Raw genomic sequence first — 17,808 nt, 5'->3', positions numbered from 1 at the left:
CCTGCGGCGCGAGTATTTTTAGAACAAAGTGGACACGACATGAGCGCGATTGACGACCTGCCGCCCCTGCGCGAGGTGATTGACGCCCATGATCTTCAGGCGCGGAAATCCCTTGGGCAGAACTTTATCCTTGACCTGAACCTGACCGCGCGGATTGCGCGGTGCGCGGGCGATCTGACCGGCTGCGATGTGCTGGAGGTCGGCCCCGGCCCCGGTGGCCTGACGCGCGGGTTGCTGGCGATGGGGGCGCGCCGCGTTCTTGCGATCGAGAAAGATCCGCGCTGCATGGCGGCGCTGGCAGAGATCGCCGCTGCCTATCCCGGCCGGCTGGAGGTGATCAACGCCGACGCGCTGGATCTGGACACAAGCGCCTACCTGACGCCGCCGATCCGCGTTGTCGCGAACCTGCCCTATAACGTGGGCACGGAACTGTTGGTGCGCTGGCTGACCCCTGCGGTCTGGCCACCGTTCTGGGACAGTCTGACGCTGATGTTCCAGCGCGAGGTGGCAGAGCGGATCGTCGCCAAACCGGGGTCCAAGGCCTATGGGCGGCTGGCGCTTTTGGCGCAATGGCGGGCGGATGCGCAGATTGTGATGTCCCTGCCGCCAGAGGCGTTCACACCGCCCCCCAAAATCCATTCGGCAGTCGTGCATTTCAAGCGGCTGGAGGAACCGCGTTTTCCTGCCGATCCGAAGATCCTGAACCGTGTGGTGGCCGCCGGTTTCAACCAGCGCCGCAAGATGCTGCGCGCCTCGATGAAGGGCGTCGCGCCCGATATAGAGGACCGATTGCTGGCGGCGGGGATCAAACCTACCGCGCGGGCCGAGGAAATCTCGTTGGAAGGGTTCTGCGCCCTCGCCCGCGAAGTCGCGAAATAGCAAAAGCCCGGCGGGATTTTGTCGGATACCGGATGGTTTTCGGAAGCACCGCAGGTCCGACGCCGCACAACCAAAAAGCGCGAGAGGTTCCTCTCGCGCTTTTGTTTCCTTACATGCGGATCGGCCCTGGCAGTGCCTGACCGGTCGTCCTGTTACTCGGCGACTTTGGGCGCGTCCGGCTCTGCGATAGGCTTCAGCTTGCGCGGGGCGCGCTTTGGCTTGGGCTTTGGCGCGGGCTCTGCGTCTTCGATCAGTTGCGGCCGGGGCTTGGGCGCGCTTTCTGGCGTTTCCACCAGACCGCTGTCCTGCGCGCCGGTCATGTCGATCACGTCGATCAGATCGGGTTGCGGCGCGTCGGACAGATCACGCGGTGCGCGACGTTCCTGATTGCGCGGCGGGCGGGGCGTATCGGCGCGCGGCTCGCGGGGTTCATTGCGCTGTTCACGAGGTTCGCGCGGCTCGTTGCGCTGCTCTCGCGGCTCTGGTGAACGCTGCTCGTCGTCTCCGGTATGGGTGCCGGATTGGGCGTCATCACGGCTGCGGCTATTGTGCTGCTGCTGGGCCTGCTGCGCCTCGTGCTGCTCGCGGCGGGCATCCGCATCGCGCTGCGCCTCGCCCAGCATCCGCGTGTAATGCTCGGAGTGTTGCTGAAAGTTCTCGGCAGCGACACGGTCGTTCGACAGTTGCGCGTCACGGGCCAGCTGTGTGTATTTGTCGATGATCTGCTGCGGGGTGCCGCGCACCTTGCCTTCGGGGCCAGAGCTGTCGAAGACGCGGTTCACAATATTCCCAACGGTGCGATTTCCGTTGTTATTGCTGTGACGGCTCGACTTCGAGCGCGAACGGGATTTTGAGGTTCGTATATTAATGGTTTGGTCCAGCCTTATTGTGGCTTTCGCGTGAACCTCAGCCGCGCCTCATGCGTGGGGTTTAATACCGGGTCCGTGCGAGTTTTGTGACATTATGCGAGGGGGAGCGCAGAAGCATCCGCCCGCTCGCTATGATGGAGTAAACACGACATGGCGTTCAAAACAAGCAAAAATTGACGTGCCGCGACTTTTTGAGCATGTTTTTGCGTGAATCTCGCAGAGTTTTTACCGCGCGTCAGGATTGCGCCGCCGAAACAACGCGGTCGCGCCCGTCAAGGTCGGGAAGGATGCGGATGTCATGCAGCCCTGCGGCGCGGAACAGGTCGGCCACCGCAGCGCCCTGCGTCGGGCCGGTTTCGACCATCAGCCGCCCGCCCTGCGCCAGATGGGCCGGGGCCGTCGCCGCGATGATCCGGTAGGCAGTCAGCCCGTCCGCCCCGTCGGTCAGCGCCATGCGCGGCTCTTTTTGCACCTCGGGAGAGAGGTCTGGCATCTCGTCCCCGGCGATGTAGGGCGGGTTCGAAACGATCAGACCAAAGCGCCCCGTGACGCGCGCGAACCAGTCCGATTGAATAAAATGTGCCGCCACCCCAAGCGCCACCGCGTTGCGCTGCGCCACGGCAAGGGCGGCCTGCGACAGATCCACCCCCAGCCCCGTGGCCGCGCGCCGTTCCGCCAGCAATGTCAACAAGATGCAGCCAGATCCGGTGCCAAGATCCAGCACACGGGAAAAGGGCGAGGCCAGCGCCGCCTCGATCAGGGTTTCGGTTTCGGGGCGCGGGTCCAGCACATCGGGGGTCACGATGAAATCCCGCCCGTAAAAGGCGCGTGTGCCGGTGATGTGGCTGACGGGGGTGCGAGCGGCACGGGCGCGGATCGCCGCGTTGAAACCGGCGGCCTGTTCGGGCGTCATCGCGTCGCCCAGATGCAGCGTCAGGCGGTCGGGCGCGATCCCCATGGCGAAACACAACAACCGCCGCGCGTCGCGGGCGGCATCAGGCACGCCCGCCGCCGTCAACACACGCACGGCAGCCCCAAGCGCCGCCTGTGCCGTCATACGCCCATCTCTGCCAGCATGCCGGCCTGATCGTCGGCGGTCAGCGCGTCGATCACCTCGTCCAGATCGCCCTGCATCACCTGATCCAGCTTATACAGCGTCAGGTTGATGCGGTGGTCGGTCATCCGGCCCTGCGGAAAGTTATAGGTGCGGATGCGCTCTGACCGGTCACCGCTGCCGACCTGGCTTTTGCGGTTGGCAGAGCGTTCGCCATCGACACGGCTGCGTTCCAGATCATACAGCCGCGACCGCAGAACCTGCATCGCGATCTCTTTGTTGCGGTGCTGCGATTTCTCGGCGCTGACGACCACCAGACCGGACGGAATATGCGTGATCCGCACAGCCGAATCGGTGGTGTTGACGTGCTGGCCGCCTGCCCCGCTGGCGCGCATCGTGTCGATCCGCAGATCATTGGCGTCGATCTGGATATCGACCTCCTCTGCCTCGGGCAGAACGGCCACCGTCGCGGCAGAGGTATGGATCCGCCCGCCCGATTCCGTGGTCGGCACCCGCTGCACGCGGTGCACACCGGATTCGTATTTCAAACGGGCAAACACGCCCGTGCCTTTGATGTTGGCAATGACTTCCTTGATCCCGCCCAGCTCCGTTTCGGACATCTCGATGATCTCGAAGGTCCAGCCGCGGGTCTCGGCATAGCGCTGATACATGCGCAGCAGGTCGCCCGCGAAAAGCGACGCTTCGTCACCGCCAGTGCCTGGACGGATTTCGATCATCGCGGGTTTCATATCTGCCGCGTCCTTGGGCAACAACGCCACGCGCAATGCCTGTTCGGCGGCGGGCAGACGGTCGCGCAGCGCGTATAATTCGTCCTCGGCCAGCGCCTTCATCTCGGGGTCGCGCATCATCGCCTCGGCCTCGGTGATACCGTCCACCAGCGCGCGATATTCGGTGATCTGTTCGACCACCGGTTTCAGGTCGGAATATTCGCGGGCCAAAGCGACAATCTGGTCGCCGGACGCGCCCGATGACATCTTGGCCTCAAGAAATTGAAACCGCTCGGTGATCTGGATGAGTTTATCAAAGGGAACCATGGCGCTTCTGTCCAACATAGCGGTGTCGCGGTCAAGCAATGCGTTTCACTGACCACCATTTTCTGTTACATTTCGCGAATGGATCCCAAAGGCACCCTTTTCGCCCTGCTCCTGATCGCGGCTGCACCCGCTGCCTCGCAAACCTACAATTTCGACTATCCCGGCGTTGACCGCTACTGCACCGACGCCACAGGGGCCCGCCACGAGTTGGGCGAAGTGCTGTGCCTGCGCCGGTCCTGCGGCAATGACGTGTTGGCCCGCTGCGAGATGGCCCAGAACAACGTCATCTGGCGCGAAATCCAGCAAGGGTGTCCGGCGGCAAGCCTGATCCCGCTACTGACCCGACTAAAGCGCATCCAGCCAGGCTAGGACCCGCGCCTTGTTCACCCCCAGGTCAGACCTGCCAAACCGCAACCGCGCATAAATCGCCAGCGTTGCCCCGCCAGAAACGGGCAGAGCCGCGACAGTGGTATAGTCGGGGAACCCCCAGAATGCCGACCGCGTGACATAGGTGATCCGCCCCTCGGCCAGACTGCCCGCGACGACTTTGGTGCGCGGTGTGGCACGTGCGACAGCGTCGAGGCGCGCAAGCAGTGCCGCAGGTGTGTCCGCATACACAGGGGCCGGCATGTCGCCTGCATCGGGGCGCAGGATGAACCGGCCATCGCCGACCGGCCCGGCAGTTACGGGGTCAACCTGCAAAACCGCCATATCGACCGGCGAAAAACGCACATAGGCAGCAAAGCCCGCCACAACAAGGGTAAGGCTAAAAATAAACAATTTCAACACTGTACAGTCCTATCTAAATGTCACACCAGGCAGGATGCACATCAACTCGAACAGGATATTCGCCGCCGTAAGCGCGGTATTCCCCGACGTGTCATACGGCGGAGAGACCTCGACCAGATCGCATCCCACCACGTTCAACCCCCGCAACCCGCGGATAAGTTCCATCGCCTGTGGCGTGGTCAACCCGCCGATCTCTGGCGTGCCGGTGCCGGGCGCATAGGCCGGATCAAGGCTGTCGATGTCATAGCTGATATAAACCGGTCCATCCCCGATCGCCGCCTTTACCCGCGCCGCCAGCGGCGTCAGCGACTGGTGCCAGACCTCGTGCGCCTGCACCTGATGAAAGCCCCAGCCCTGCGCCTCGGTGAAATCCGTGGCCGTATAGCCGGTGCCGCGCAGGCCGATCTGCCAGACCTTGTCGGGCACGATCAACCCCTCCTCAAAGGCGCGGCGAAACACCGTGCCGTGGGCCTCGCGCTCGCCGAACATATGGTCGTTCACATCGGCATGGGCATCCACATGCACCAACGCGACGGGCCCGTACTTTTTGGCGATCGAGCGCAGCACCGGCAGGGTCAGCGTGTGGTCGCCGCCCAGCGTCATCGGGATGACATCATGCTTTAATATCTCGTCGTAATGCGCTGTTATCCTTAGGATTGTATCCGCCAGATTGAAGGTATTGACTGGCACATCCCCGATATCCGCCGCCTGCAATCCGTCAAAGGGCGCGGCCCCCGTTTGCAGGTTATAGGGCCGGATCATCGCGCTTTCCGCACGGATCGACTTGGGGCCGAACCGCGTGCCGGACCGCCAGCTGGTGCCGATGTCCATCGGGATGCCGACAAAGGCCACATCCAGCCCCTCTGCCGTCTCCTGCGAAGGCAGGCGCATAAAGGTGTTCGGCCCGCCGAAACGCGCCATTTCATTGCCGCCCAGCGGTTGATTGGTCATGCCCGCGCCCTTTTGTTCCAGCCCCATAGGCAGATCAGCTCCATCGCGACATGCGCCCCCGCAATGGCCGTGGCCCCGGTGGTGTCGAACGGCGGAGAGACCTCGACAACGTCGCCCCCCACCATGTTGATGCCCGCCAGATCGCGCAGGATCGCGGCCGCCTGCCAGCTGGCCAACCCGCCCCAGACAGGCGTGCCGGTGCCGGGGGCAAAGGCGGGGTCCAGCGCGTCGATGTCGAAGGTCACATAGGTCGGGTGATCGCCGACAATCGCGCGCGCCTTTGCCACCGCCGCCGCCGCCCCCCGTTCATGCACCTCGCGGGCGTCGATCACGTGCATCCCCAGATAATCGTCGCATTCCGTGCGTATCCCGATCTGCACCGACCGCGCGGCGTCCACCAGCCCCAATTTGACCGCCTTGTACATCATCGTGCCGTGGTCGATCCGGCCCATGTCGTCATCGGCCCACAGGTCCGAATGGGCGTCGAACTGGATCACCGACATCGGGCCGTATTTCGCGGCATAGGCCCGCAGGATCGGCAGGGTGATGAAATGATCGCCGCCAAGGGTGATCGTGCCCGGCCCTGCGCCCAATATGGTGTTGAAATGCGCCTCGACCAGCGCCGGAAACCCCGCGACATCGGCATAATCGAACGCCATGTCGCCGTAGTCGGCAATGGCGAATTCGGACAGCGGGTCAAACCCCCAGCCATAGGGCGGATCGAAGGGTTGCAGGCTGCTGGCCTCGCGGATCGCCCGCGGTCCGAACCGCGTGCCGGGGCGATGCGTAACCGCCTGATCGAACGGTATGCCCGTCACCGCCAGATCGACACCGGTCAGATCCTTTGTATAGGTCCGGCGCAGGAAACTGGTGGCCCCGCCAAACGCATTCTCATAGGCCAGCCCACGCAGCCCCTTGCGGGTCACGGCCGTATCCACCTGCGTTTTCGCATCTTCCAAAGCCATAGCGCTCTGCCCTTTGCCCTACTTTGTTCCAGAAATACTCAAATCCCTAGCCCGCTGGTTGCGCGCGTTCAACCAGACGCGCGAAAAACGACGCGCCCACAGGCGCCGCGTCATCGGCAAAATCATAGGCCGGATGATGCAGCCCCGCACTGTCGCCATTGCCGATGAACAGATAGGCGCCGCGCCGCTTTTCCAGCATGTAGCTGAAATCCTCTGCGCCCATCTCGCGGCCGGCTTCGGGGGTCACGGCGGCATCGCCCACGATCTCGGCGGCGACACCGGCGGCAAAGGCGGCTTCCTCGGGGTGGTTGATCGTGGCGGGATAGCCTTTTTGGAAATCGAGGATCGCCTGAACCCCGTAAGCCGCCGCCTGCCCGTCGACAATCGCCTGCATCCGGTCGATTACCATCGCCTGTACCGTCGCGTCAAAGGTGCGCACCGTGCCGCAGATATAGGCGGTTTCGGGCACGATATTGTCGGCGCTTCCGGTGTGGATCTGGGTGACAGAGATCACCAGATCGTTCAGCGCATAGTGGTTGCGTGACACGATGGTCTGGATCGCGCTGACAATCGCCACAGCCGCCACAACAGGGTCCGCCGTTTCGTGCGGCATCGCGCCATGCCCGCCGCTGCCCTTGATATGGATCTCAAAGGTGTCGGCGGCGGCCATGATCGGCCCGGGCGTGGTGTAGAAATGCCCGACGGGCGATCCGGGCGCATTGTGCAGCGCGAAGACCGACCCGATGTCGAACCGGTCCAGCACGCCCTCGTCCACCATGACAGCGGCGCCGCCGCCGCCCTCTTCTGCGGGTTGAAAAATCAGCGCGACACGGCCCGCGAAATTGCGCGTTTCCGCCAGATATTTCGCCGCCCCCAGCAGCATCGTCGTATGGCCGTCATGGCCGCAGGCGTGCATCTTACCCTCAACGGTGGACGCATGGTCAGCGCCGGTGGTTTCCAGAATCGGCAGCGCGTCCATATCGGCGCGCAGCCCGATCGTCGGCCCCGCCCCCTGCCCGTTGATGATCGCCACAACGCCCGAGGTCGCGATGCCCTCGTGGATTTCGTCAATTCCGAACTCGCGCAGGCGCGCCACCACATAGGCTGCGGTCTTGTGGCAATCGAACTGCAACTCTGGATGACGGTGCAAATGACGCCGCCACACCTTCATCTCTTCTGCATAATCGGCGATGCGGTTGACGATGGCCATGTGGACTCTCCGGCGTTGATTTGCGTTATTGGCCGAAAGTCACTCAAAGCACGGACGGACGCAATGACCAAAGAGAGCAACACCCTGTGTCTTGGGGCGAATGGCGGTATGCCCCGCTTGCTGGAAATCATGCGCCGGTTGCGCGACCCCGACACCGGCTGTCCCTGGGATATCGAACAGGATTTCGCCAGCATCGCGCCCTACACCATCGAAGAGGCCTACGAGGTGGCCGACGCGATAGAGCGCGAGGCCTGGGGAGAGCTGAAGGGAGAGTTGGGCGATTTGCTGTTGCAGACCGTCTACCATGCAGAGATCGGCGCCGAACGCGGGCTGTTCGATTTTCACAGCATTGCCGATGCGATCGCCGACAAGATGGTTGACCGGCACCCGCATGTTTTCGGTGATGAAAGCCGCGACAAGACCGCCGCCCAACAGACCATCGACTGGGAGGCGCAAAAGGCCCGCGAACGCGCCGGTCGCGCCGAGCGCGGCACGCTGGACGGGGTGGCGGTGGGCCTGCCCGCCTTGCTGCGGGCGGTGAAATTGCAGAATCGCGCGGCGCGGGTCGGGTTCGACTGGCCCTCGACCGATCAGGTGATCGACAAAATCGTTGAGGAGGCGCGCGAGCTTGTCGAGGCCCGCGACACCCTGACGCAAACCGAGGTCGAGGAGGAGTTCGGCGACCTTTTGTTTGTCGTCGCCAATCTGGCGCGGCACCTGAAAATCGACCCCGAGGCCGCGCTTCGGGCGGCGAATGCCAAGTTTATCAAGCGGTTCGAGGGCGTAGAGGCAAAGCTGGCGACACGGGGAAAAACCCCTGCGCAGTCGGATCTGGCAGAGATGGACGCGCTGTGGGACGAGGTGAAGATGGAGGTGAGGGCAGAGGCAGGGAAAGTTTCCGAGTAAAATAATCAGGTATTGACCTGACTAAAAGACTCGGATTTAACCGCCCCATCAACATCAAGGGAACTTTTGCCATGACCACCATTCGCTCCGCCCTCTTCGCGACCACGTTGCTTGCCATTGCCGCCCCCGTTCTGGCGGAAGAGGTCAACATCTATTCCTACCGCCAGCCAGAGCTGATCCAGCCCCTGCTGGACGCGTTCACCGCCGACACCGGCATCACCACCAATGTGGCGTTTGTCGAAAAGGGTCTGACAGAGCGGCTGGTGGCCGAGGGCGCGCGCTCTCCTGCCGATATCATCCTGACGGTCGATGTGTCGCGCGTGGCCGAAGCCGTGGATGCGGGCGTCACCCAAAAGGTCGACAGCGCGGTCCTGACCGAGAACATCCCCTCCGTTTTCCGCGACCCCGACGGCCAGTGGTTTGCGCTGACCACCCGTGCGCGGATCGTCTATGCCAGCAAGGACCGCGTCAAAGACGGCGAGATCACAACCTACGAGGATCTGGCCGACCCCAAGTGGAAGGGCCGCATCTGCACCCGTTCCGGCACACATTCCTACACGCTGGGCCTTGTCGCCGCGATGCTGGCGCATCATGACGCCGCCTATACGACCACATGGCTGGAAGGCGTAAAGGCCAATCTGGCGATGAAACCGCAGGGCAACGACCGCGCACAGGTCAAATCGATCTGGGCGGGCGAATGCGACATCTCGCTGGGCAATACCTATTACATGGGCGAAATGCTGGCCGACCCGGAACAGACCCAGTGGGCCAACGCCGTGCGGATCATGTTCCCCGTGTTCGAGGGCGGCGGCACCCATGTGAACATGTCGGGCGTGGCGATGACCAAGGCGGCGCCGAACCGTGACGCGGCGCTGACGCTGATGGAATATCTTTCCTCGCCCAAGGCACAGCAGATCTACGCCGAAACCAACTATGAATACCCCGTGAAAGAGGGCACGCCCGCCTCTGATCTGGTGGCAAGCTGGGGCAGCCTTACCCCCGACACGCTGGACCTGATCCAGCTGGCAAAGCTGCGCGGCGATGCGCTGAAGCTGGTTGAAACGGTCGATTTCGACGGCTGACAAAGACGGCTGAGACGAACTTATGAGACAGGGAAACGGGGGGCCGATGCGCCTCCCGTTTTTTTGACGGGTTGGCGTCCCTGTGGAATGGCGATATCATTGAGGTCCAACAGGTTACATGTGCGGAGAAGCCGAGTATGAGTATTATCGTTAACCCCAGATCCCGCCGGAATTTCGCGGGCCTTTGTATAATGATCGCACTTTCCATGACCGTGTCGGCACAGGCCGACGAAAACTGGGATGCCGCAAAAGAGGCGCTGGCGATTTGCGCAAAGACCTTTCCGAACGGGACGAAATCAAAGGACGCGCTGAAAGCCGCAGGCTGGAAATATCGGGGCGTCGAATCTGGCATGCATATTTACACACGCAACGGATTTCGGGCCGTTGCGGCCACCAATGCCGGGAAATCCTCTGGCCCGCGCTGCTTTGCAAGCGCAAGCAAAATGCCGGTGTCGCTGGCAACAGAGATTGCCAAAACCACCCTTAAAGACATGAAAAACGCGAAAGAACTGGATAAAAAGGCATCAGGTGGCGTCGCACGTTGGGAAGGGCAAATAAACGGCGTCGATACGATATTGGGTGTGTTGGACACGGTGGAGTTCGGCGTCATGCGCGGCGCGGGCGTCGGGTTCCTTTCCCGGTAATGCCCAGGCCCGCAGTGCGTCGGGCCTATTCTGCGGCCATCAGCACCGGCTCGATCAGGTCAAGCTGTGCTGCGGGCTGCATTGCCTCCAGTTCGTTGCGGTAGCGGTTGCTGAACATGCGCCGCTCGGCGGTGGTCAGCGGATCGAAACGGTCGTAGCCTTTTGTCACGCTGAAATCCTGTTTGATGTCCAGAATATCGGCCTGCGACAGGCCCACGCCTGCGCGAAAGTTCTTTTGCATCATCTCGATGGCGTCGCGGCTGACCGGCTCGTCAAAGTGCCAGTCGGGGGCGGCGATATCCGTAAGGGGGCGGTCTGCAAGGGCTGACAGCGCCTGCGTATTGCCGCCGCGCAGGGGTTCGGTCAGCAGCACCAGACGGCACGGGTTAAGCCCCTTTATCACCTCGCCGACAAGCCCGGTCCAACCGGCACCGACATTGACCAGCGCGGGCAGAAAGCTGCGGAAATCGCGCATCGGGCCGCGCTCTGCCAGCGACGCATAGGTCGCGACATAAAGATCGGCGTAATCCTGCATCACCAGAACCGCGCGATCCACCGGACGGCCCAGCGACTTTGCCAGAACGCGCAGACGCGGCCGGGCCAGCGGAAAGAACCGGCCCTGTTCAAAGGCCAGCATTTCGCCCAGCAGCGTATCGTCGGCCATCACCGAGGTGCGCGGCAGGCTTGCGTCCCACCCCCCGGCTTTCAGGGTGTCGCGGCTGCATTGAATGAAGGGTTTGGGGCCATAGCCCGACCGCAGGTCACGCGCGGCGGGCAGGCACAGCGCCAGATTTCCCGACGTATCCTCTGTGCGCTTGGGAACGAAGACATCCAGCCCCTGCTGCGCAAACTGGCCTGTGTTCCGGTCAAGGATGCGGCGAAAGCTGTCTGTGGCCATCGGCTGCGTGGTCAAGGCCAGCAGGACGGCGCCAGTGTCGGAAAGGTTGGCGGTGGATTGGTCTGTCATGGTCGGCCCCTGATCTGTCGGGGGTTTTGTGCAAGCCCCCCCTTATGTCATGCCCCATGGATATCGCCCGATTGTGGCGTTTCTGGGCCAAAGGCGCGGAACCGGTGTGGCATTATCGCCCCGTGCGCGCCCGCATCGGTGCGCGTCCGCGCCCCGTGGACATCGGGCCCGACTTCGCCCTAATGTCGCAGAAAAAAGGAGCCCCCATGACCCCGCGCAAGATTATCATCGACACAGACCCCGGGCAGGACGATGCGGTCGCCATTCTGCTGGCGCTGGCCAGTGCCGAGGTCGAGGTTCTGGGCCTGACCTGCGTGGCCGGAAATGTGCCCCTGCCCCTGACCGAAAAGAACGCCCGCATCGTGTGCGAACTGGCCGGGCGCCCCGATATGATGGTCTTTGCAGGATGCGACGCGCCACTGGTGCGCAGGCTGGTCACGGCAGAGAATGTGCACGGCAAAACCGGCCTTGACGGGCCGGTGATGGCCGATCCGGTAATGCCGCTGCAAGACACCCATGCGGTGGATTTCATCATCGACACCCTGCGCAGCCATGCGGATGGCACGGTCACGCTGTGCCCGCTGGGGCCGCTGACCAATATCGCGACAGCGTTGCAAAAAGCCCCCGACATTGCCAGTCGCATCCAAGAGATCGTGCTGATGGGCGGCGGCTGTTTCGAGGGCGGAAACATCACGCCCGCCGCCGAATTCAACATTCACGTCGATCCGCATGCTGCTGATATTGTGTTCAAATCCGCTGCACCGATTGTTGTGATGCCCTTGGACGTGACGCATAAAGCGCTGACCAACCGCGCGCGGGTCGAGGCGTTCCGCGCCCTTGGCACGCCGGTCGGCGCCACCGTCGCCGAATGGACCGATTTCTTTGAACGCTTCGACAAAGAGAAATACGGATCGGCGGGTGCGCCGCTTCATGACCCTTGCGTCATCGCCTATCTGATCCGCCCCGACCTGTTCAAAGGCCGCCACATCAACGTGACGGTGGAAACCGGATCGGAACTGACAATGGGCATGACCGTGGCCGATTGGTGGCGCGTTTCGGGGCGGCAACCGAATGCCATGTTCATGAACGATATCGACGCGGCCGGGTTTTTCACGCTGTTGACGCAGCGGCTTGCGCTTTTGTGACGGCGGACACCGGATGATCCGACGGGTGGCAACGGGGCGGCATGCGCCCTATGTATGCCATAACAATGGAGCGCCCGATGACCCTGTCCCTGCCCTTTGACAATTCCTATGCCCGCCTGCCGTCGCGGATGTTCACGGCCCTTGCGCCAACGCCGGTCCCGGCCCCGTCGCTGATCAAGGTGAACGCGGGGCTTGCAGCCCTTCTGGGGCTGGATGCGGCGGCGCTGGCCTCGCCCGAGGGCGTCGCGGTTCTGGCGGGCAACGCGGTGGCCGAAGGATCGCAGCCCCTGGCGCAGGTCTATGCGGGGCACCAGTTCGGCGGATGGTCACCGCAACTGGGCGACGGCCGCGCGATTCTTCTGGGCGAAGTGGTGGGCACCGACGGCATTCGCCGCGACATCCAGCTGAAGGGATCGGGGCCGACACCCTATTCCCGGTCCGGCGACGGGCGGGCGTGGCTGGGGCCGGTGCTGCGTGAATATGTGGTGTCAGAGGCGATGCACGCCCTTGGCATCCCCACCACCCGCGCCCTTGCCGCCGTGCTGACCGGCGATACGGTCTATCGCGAGGGGCCGAAACCCGGTGCCGTGCTGACCCGTGTGGCGCAAAGCCATATCCGCACCGGCACGTTCCAGTATTTCGCGGCACGCGGGGATGTCGCGGCACTGACCGCATTGACCGACCACGTGATCGCGCGCCATTACCCCGATGCGGACGGTCCGCTGGGGATGGTTCAGGCCGCCATCGCGCGGCAGGCGCGGCTGATTGCCCAATGGATGAGCGTGGGTTTTATTCACGGGGTCATGAACACCGACAATTCCCATGTTGCGGGCGAAACCATCGACTATGGCCCTTGCGCCTTCATGGAGGCGTATTTCAGCAACATGGTCTATAGCTCTATCGACCAGTTCGGGCGCTATGCCTATGATAAACAACCAGATATCGCGGTCTGGAACATGGCACAGCTGGCGACATCCGTGCTGCCGATCATGGGCGACCGCGACGCCGCCATCGACGCCCTGACGCAGGCCGTGCATGCCTTCCCCGATCTGTTCCGCGCGGAATGGCTGTCGATTTTCCGGCGCAAGATCGGGCTTGCCTCGGTCGAGGATGACGACGAGGCGCTGATCGGTCGGCTGCTGGCGGTGATGGAACAGGGACAGGCGGATTTCACCAATACATTCCGGGCGCTGTCAGGGCCGGACGCCCGTGACCAGTTCCTGAACCGCGAGGCATTCGATGTCTGGGCCGCCGACTATCACGACCGCCTTGCCCGCGACCCCCAGACGCCAGCGGCGCGGCGCGCGATGATGGACGCGGTGAACCCCGCGTTCATCCCGCGCAACCACCGGATAGAGCAGATGATCGGGGCGGCTGTGCAGGGCGATTTCACCCTGTTCGAGACGCTGAACACCCTGCTGGCCCGCCCCTATGACGACCAGCCCGAATTCGCGGCCTATCGCAACCCCGCAACCGCGACAGAAGCCGTGCGGGCGACATTCTGCGGGACATAGGCGTTATTTGCGGGTCTTGTTGAACAGCCGCCGGTTCAGGCGGATAAATTCGTCTATCGCGCCGGACAGGCCACCGATCTGCTGGCCCTTCAGGTAAAAGAACCCCGCAAGCGCGCCGACACCACCGCCGATGCCATCGACGATCAGATCCCACATCGTGTCGATCAGCCCTGACTTTTGCATGTTCATGCCAAAGGTCTGATCCATCGTGAACTCGAATATTTCCCAGATCGCACCAATGGTCATGGCCACGCACCACGACAGCGCCGCAATGGCCCAAGGGGGGGCGGCGTATTTGTCGCCTTCGAACAGGATAAAGATGAACAGGAACCCCAACAGCCCGAAGCCCACGGCAGACCCGCCGTGCAGGGCAATATCCCACCACCAGTAGCGGTTGTAAAAGTCGAACGCCTCGCCCAGAAAAAGCGTGGCAAAGGCAAAGACGACAATCGCCGCGACAAAGCTGATCGGCAGGCGGATCGCGAATCTTTCCGCAAACAGCGCGGGCGTCATCGACAGGCCCAGCGTGGCAAGGGACACGAACACAAGCGGAAGCCGCCCCAGCACAAGGGCGACAAGGGCCGTGGCGCACAGGGTGAACCAGATGGCATAGGTCACTTTGCTTTGTTTTCGCAGGTTCATGGGGAAAACGTAAGGTTCGCGCCGGAATTTAACAACCGGTTTACTTTGCGCGGGCGCGCGGGCCTCCCATATACCACCCATGGAACGACAACCGTCCCCCCGGCTGCGCATTGCCAGCTACAACATCCGCAAATGCATCGGTCTGGACCGCAGGCGCGACCCTGCCCGAGTGCTGGAGGTGATCAACGACCTCGGGGCCGATATCGTCGCCCTGCAAGAGGCCGACCGCCGGTTCGGTCCCCGCCCCGCCGCCCTGCCCCGTGTTCTGCTGGAGGGGCACAGCGATCTGGTGCCCCTGTCGTTCGATGCCACCGGCGTCAGCCTTGGCTGGCATGGCAACGCGGTCCTTGTCCGCAAGGGAATGCAGGTGACCTTGTCGCACCCCATGGCCCTGCCGGGGCTGGAACCGCGCGGCGCGGTTCTGGCAGAACTGACGTTTGGCGACCGGTCCTTGCGGTTGATCGGCGTGCATCTGGGGCTGATGCGGCGGCACCGGCGGTTGCAACTGGCCCATATCGCCGACGATCTGGCGGCGCGCGCGCCGATGCCCACGGTCATTCTGGGGGACTTCAACGAATGGTCGCCCAATGGCGGGCTGGAGGCGCTGGAGCGGCAATTCACGGTGCACGCGCCCGGTCGCAGCTTTCACGCGGCGCGTCCCATCGCAGCATTGGACCGGATCGGCCTTTCGGACAGCGTGAATTTGCTGGATGCGGGCGTGGTCGACCAGCACCACGCGCGGCGGGCGTCCGACCATTTGCCGGTCTGGGCGGATGTCAGCCTGATGCGGGACGACGAAGCCTGACGTTGATCAGCATGATCCCCAGCGCCACCAGCACCAGCGCGCCGATGATGCTTGGGCCGACCTCTTCGCCCAGCACCGCCCAGCCCATGAATACCCCGAACACCGGCGTCAGAAAGCTGAACGAGGCGACACTGGACGACGGATAGATCGCCAGAAGCACAAAGAAAAAGACAAACCCGAAGGTCACGATCACCACGATCTGGAACGCCAGAAGCCAGATGTGCAGCGGTTGCAGGTCGCGCACCAGCGGTCCGAACAACGGGGCGGCCAGCAACAGGATCGGGGCCGACACAAGCACCTGCCAGAACACCTGCATATCCGGGCTGACCCGCGACATCGACGTGACCCGCGACAATAGCACCAGCAAGGCCCAGCCAAAGGCCGCCCCCAATGCACAAAGGTCGCCCGCAAGGCTGGGATCTTTCGTACCGGCGGATTGGTCGATGATCGCCCAGGACACACCGGCAAAGGCACAGGCAAGGCCAACCGCCTTTTGCCCGCTGATCCGTTCCCCCGGCAAAACGAAATGCGACGCCCCCGCAAGCCAGACCGGCATGGAATAAAAAATCACGGTCGTGCGCGTGACGGTCGTCAGATCCAGCGCCAGAAACAGGAACAGGAACTCGATGGAAAACACCGCCCCCATCAACATGCCCGCCCCCCAAGTGTCGCGGGAAAGGTTCAGCCGCTGCCCGCGCAACCGCATGAACAGCCAGACGCAAAGAATAGCCCCGAGCGACCGCAGCCCCGCGAAAAACACCGGCTGAAGCCCGGCATTGACCACTTTGATCACCACCTGATTGACGCCAAGCAGCAGGGAAAACCCGACCAGCCCCGCAACCCCCAAGGCGTCCAGCCGATCCTTGCGCTGCATGGTTCACCCTTTCCGAACGTGCGGGCCAACCAATGCCGCGGCGGCGACCATGTCAAGCAGTTCCCGTAGGGCCAAACCCGTGATAAAGGACAGGAAAACAGGATAGGTGCCATTGATGACCGAACTTCAGATTGCCTCGCTTCTTATTGTGCTTGCCGGTGCGTTCGGATCGTTGAACTATCTTTTCCTGAGACTGCCAAGCGCCATCGGCATTCTGATCGTGGCCCTTGCCGCCTCTGTCACGTTGATGGGGCTGGATGCGGTGGCGCCAGGCTTGGGGGTTTCTGTCACGGTGCGCGGCATCATCGCCAGCATCGACTTTTCCGACGCGCTGCTGGAAGGCATGCTGGGGCTGTTGCTGTTTGCGGGCGCGCTGCATGTGAAACTGTCCGATCTGCGCGGGCAATGGGTGCCGGTGTTCTTGATGGCGACCATCGGCGTCGCGCTGTCGACGGCGGTTGTGGGGTTCGGCTTTTCGTGGCTGACGGGCATGCCCCTTTTGATCGCGCTGGTCTTTGGCGCGCTGATCTCGCCCACGGACCCTGTGGCGGTTCTGGGCGTCTTGCGCGAGGCGGACCTGCAAAAGTCGCTGGAAACCAAGATCGCGGGGGAATCGCTGTTCAATGACGGCGTCGGCTATGTGGTCTATCTGGTGCTGGTGGGCCTTGCCTTTCCGACGGGGGCGCATCACGCCGAAGGTGCCCTGGGCATCAGCCTGTTGTTCCTGCAAGAGGCCGGCGGCGGTGCCCTGCTTGGTGCGGTGCTGGGCTGGTTGGTGTTCCGCGTCATGCGCCGCATCGACGACTATTCGCTAGAGGTGCTGATCACGCTGGGTCTTGCCTTTGGCGGCTACGAACTGGCCGTGGCGCTGCATGTTTCTGCCCCGATCATGGCGGTTGTGGCGGGCCTGTTCATCGGCGACGTCGGCATGAAATACGGCATGTCCGAATTGACCCGCCGATATGTCGACGGCTTCTGGAAGATGATCGACGAAATCCTGAACGCCGTTCTGTTCCTGATGATCGGCTTCGAGGTCTTCGCCGTGGCCTTTGGCAATGAGGCCCTGATCGCGGGCACATTCGCCATCGCACTGGCACTGGTCGCGCGGCTGGTGGCGGTCGCGGTGCCGGTGCTGCTGCTGCGCCCCTTCCGCGAATTCTCGCGCGGGACGATCCCGATCATGACCTGGGGCGGGCTGAAGGGCGGCATTTCGGTCGCGCTGGCGCTGGCGTTGCCCGAAAGCGAGTGGAAGCCGTTGATCCTGACCGCGACCTATATGGTCGTCATCTTCTCGATCATCGTTCAGGGGCTGACCGTCGCGCAGCTTGCGCAGCGGGTCGGTCGCACGCCAGACCTGATGTAAGCCCCTGTCTTTGGAACACCTATGGGGGGAGCGCAGGGTTTGCATGATCCTGCCCTGATCAAAGCGCGCGGTTGATGTCGGAAAATTCTGGAAA

General features: G+C 63.0%; 19 protein-coding genes. 9 read left to right on the top strand and 10 right to left on the bottom strand.

The genetic code is table 11. The annotated features are described in order from the left end of the window. The first annotated feature begins 39 nt into the window (after window positions 1–39). The gene (rsmA, locus tag ACEN2R_RS08270; RefSeq protein ID WP_442041097.1) at window positions 40–879 is read left to right on the top strand and encodes a 16S rRNA (adenine(1518)-N(6)/adenine(1519)-N(6))-dimethyltransferase RsmA; all 840 of its coding nucleotides are present in this window, start codon (window positions 40–42) and stop codon (window positions 877–879) included. A gap of 152 nt (window positions 880–1,031) precedes the next feature. Here rsmA and ACEN2R_RS08265 read toward each other — a convergent pair whose 3' ends face one another. From ACEN2R_RS08265 to prfA, 3 genes are all read right to left on the bottom strand, one after another. Continuing rightward, on the bottom strand, window positions 1,032–1,742 hold the full coding sequence (locus tag ACEN2R_RS08265; RefSeq protein ID WP_442041248.1) for a DUF4167 domain-containing protein: 711 nt from the start codon (window positions 1,740–1,742) through the stop codon (window positions 1,032–1,034). Window positions 1,743–1,983: 241 nt separating this feature from the next. Then, entirely contained in the window at window positions 1,984–2,805 is an 822-nt protein-coding gene (gene prmC, locus ACEN2R_RS08260) for a peptide chain release factor N(5)-glutamine methyltransferase (protein ID WP_442041095.1), read from the bottom strand. Then, window positions 2,802–3,857: a peptide chain release factor 1 gene (gene prfA / locus ACEN2R_RS08255; RefSeq protein ID WP_442041246.1), complete on the bottom strand. Its 1,056-nt coding sequence runs from the start codon at window positions 3,855–3,857 to the stop codon at window positions 2,802–2,804. The genes prmC and prfA overlap by 4 nt, the downstream gene beginning before the upstream one ends. Before the next feature lie 78 nt (window positions 3,858–3,935). On the opposite strand from prfA, the gene ACEN2R_RS08250 reads away from it, so the two are divergent. Continuing rightward, entirely contained in the window at window positions 3,936–4,226 is a 291-nt protein-coding gene (locus ACEN2R_RS08250; RefSeq protein ID WP_442041093.1) for a hypothetical protein, read from the top strand. On the opposite strand, the gene ACEN2R_RS08245 is transcribed toward ACEN2R_RS08250, so the two are convergent. From ACEN2R_RS08245 to ACEN2R_RS08230, 4 genes are read right to left on the bottom strand one after another with little or no spacing between them, the layout of a single operon-like run. Continuing rightward, window positions 4,203–4,646: a DUF1499 domain-containing protein gene (locus ACEN2R_RS08245; protein WP_442041091.1), complete on the bottom strand. Its 444-nt coding sequence runs from the start codon at window positions 4,644–4,646 to the stop codon at window positions 4,203–4,205. The genes ACEN2R_RS08250 and ACEN2R_RS08245 overlap by 24 nt on opposite strands. 9 nt (window positions 4,647–4,655) lie before the next feature. Continuing rightward, window positions 4,656–5,597, bottom strand: a complete 942-nt coding sequence (gene speB, locus ACEN2R_RS08240; protein WP_442041089.1) for an agmatinase — start codon at window positions 5,595–5,597, stop codon at window positions 4,656–4,658. After that, window positions 5,594–6,562, bottom strand: coding sequence for an agmatinase (speB, locus tag ACEN2R_RS08235; protein ID WP_442041087.1), 969 nt, complete (start codon window positions 6,560–6,562; stop codon window positions 5,594–5,596). Before speB (ACEN2R_RS08235) ends, speB (ACEN2R_RS08240) begins: the two co-directional genes overlap by 4 nt. A gap of 46 nt (window positions 6,563–6,608) precedes the next feature. Next, complete coding sequence (locus tag ACEN2R_RS08230) at window positions 6,609–7,772, bottom strand: M20 aminoacylase family protein (protein WP_442041085.1); 1,164 nt, start codon at window positions 7,770–7,772, stop codon at window positions 6,609–6,611. A 63-nt stretch (window positions 7,773–7,835) separates the two neighbouring features. Between ACEN2R_RS08230 and mazG the strand changes: the two genes are divergently transcribed. The 3 genes from mazG (at window position 7,836) to ACEN2R_RS08215 (ending at window position 10,404) form a co-directional block, all read left to right on the top strand. Then, entirely contained in the window at window positions 7,836–8,678 is an 843-nt protein-coding gene (gene mazG, locus ACEN2R_RS08225) for a nucleoside triphosphate pyrophosphohydrolase (protein WP_442041084.1), read from the top strand. A gap of 71 nt (window positions 8,679–8,749) precedes the next feature. Continuing rightward, on the top strand, window positions 8,750–9,760 hold the full coding sequence (locus ACEN2R_RS08220) for a Fe(3+) ABC transporter substrate-binding protein (protein ID WP_442041082.1): 1,011 nt from the start codon (window positions 8,750–8,752) through the stop codon (window positions 9,758–9,760). A gap of 191 nt (window positions 9,761–9,951) precedes the next feature. After that, window positions 9,952–10,404, top strand: a complete 453-nt coding sequence (locus tag ACEN2R_RS08215; protein WP_442041080.1) for a hypothetical protein — start codon at window positions 9,952–9,954, stop codon at window positions 10,402–10,404. A gap of 25 nt (window positions 10,405–10,429) precedes the next feature. On the opposite strand, the gene ACEN2R_RS08210 is transcribed toward ACEN2R_RS08215, so the two are convergent. Further along, window positions 10,430–11,371: a hypothetical protein gene (locus tag ACEN2R_RS08210; RefSeq protein ID WP_442041078.1), complete on the bottom strand. Its 942-nt coding sequence runs from the start codon at window positions 11,369–11,371 to the stop codon at window positions 10,430–10,432. Between the two features lie 206 nt (window positions 11,372–11,577). Between ACEN2R_RS08210 and ACEN2R_RS08205 the strand changes: the two genes are divergently transcribed. Together ACEN2R_RS08205 and ACEN2R_RS08200 are read left to right on the top strand one after the other, a co-directional pair. Next, the gene (locus ACEN2R_RS08205; protein WP_442041076.1) at window positions 11,578–12,516 is read left to right on the top strand and encodes a nucleoside hydrolase; all 939 of its coding nucleotides are present in this window, start codon (window positions 11,578–11,580) and stop codon (window positions 12,514–12,516) included. Window positions 12,517–12,593: 77 nt separating this feature from the next. Then, window positions 12,594–14,030: a protein adenylyltransferase SelO gene (locus ACEN2R_RS08200; RefSeq protein ID WP_442041074.1), complete on the top strand. Its 1,437-nt coding sequence runs from the start codon at window positions 12,594–12,596 to the stop codon at window positions 14,028–14,030. A 3-nt stretch (window positions 14,031–14,033) separates the two neighbouring features. Here ACEN2R_RS08200 and ACEN2R_RS08195 read toward each other — a convergent pair whose 3' ends face one another. Next, window positions 14,034–14,672, bottom strand: a complete 639-nt coding sequence (locus ACEN2R_RS08195; protein ID WP_442041072.1) for a hypothetical protein — start codon at window positions 14,670–14,672, stop codon at window positions 14,034–14,036. Window positions 14,673–14,751: 79 nt separating this feature from the next. Between ACEN2R_RS08195 and ACEN2R_RS08190 the strand changes: the two genes are divergently transcribed. After that, the gene (locus ACEN2R_RS08190) at window positions 14,752–15,477 is read left to right on the top strand and encodes an endonuclease/exonuclease/phosphatase family protein (protein WP_442041070.1); all 726 of its coding nucleotides are present in this window, start codon (window positions 14,752–14,754) and stop codon (window positions 15,475–15,477) included. Here ACEN2R_RS08190 and ACEN2R_RS08185 read toward each other — a convergent pair. Then, window positions 15,449–16,351: a DMT family transporter gene (locus ACEN2R_RS08185; RefSeq protein ID WP_442041068.1), complete on the bottom strand. Its 903-nt coding sequence runs from the start codon at window positions 16,349–16,351 to the stop codon at window positions 15,449–15,451. The genes ACEN2R_RS08190 and ACEN2R_RS08185 overlap by 29 nt on opposite strands. Before the next feature lie 115 nt (window positions 16,352–16,466). Between ACEN2R_RS08185 and ACEN2R_RS08180 the strand changes: the two genes are divergently transcribed. Beyond that, on the top strand, window positions 16,467–17,714 hold the full coding sequence (locus ACEN2R_RS08180; protein ID WP_442041066.1) for a cation:proton antiporter: 1,248 nt from the start codon (window positions 16,467–16,469) through the stop codon (window positions 17,712–17,714). Window positions 17,715–17,808: the final 94 nt, after the last annotated feature.

It is taken from the genome of Pseudogemmobacter sp. W21_MBD1_M6 (genome assembly GCF_052119585.1).
In the GTDB taxonomy this organism is placed as follows: Bacteria; Pseudomonadota; Alphaproteobacteria; order Rhodobacterales; family Rhodobacteraceae; genus JBGQOJ01.
Note: the sequence above shows the minus strand (reverse complement) of the source record. Positions and strands in the feature narration are given on the sequence as shown.